Annotated in this window: 1 pseudogene; it reads left to right on the forward strand. The window is 63.7% G+C overall.

The features are described from left to right. Positions 1 to 182: pseudogene (locus AF337_RS44320) on the forward strand (hypothetical protein); the annotation flags it as partial. Positions 183 to 223 lie beyond the last annotated feature (41 nt).

Genomic DNA, 223 nt, shown 5'->3' on the forward strand with positions numbered 1-223 from the left:
CTGCCAGAGTTCAGGACGCTCTTGTTCCGGAAGCAGAAGCAATCCTCAAGCGCTCCAACTGGGTCGACCCGGCCGCACGTCGCGCGGCTTATACCAAGGAGGGGTGGACCAGGTTCGACGATACGCTCGATCCCTACGGCCCGGAACAAATCGAACGCGAACGCAGTCGCTATCGACTCTGAACGATCACCGGCGCGCGCCCCGCAAGGGGCACGCGCTGGAC

Source organism: Rhizobium ecuadorense (genome assembly GCF_001187535.1).
Taxonomy (GTDB): domain Bacteria; phylum Pseudomonadota; class Alphaproteobacteria; order Rhizobiales; family Rhizobiaceae; genus Rhizobium; species Rhizobium ecuadorense.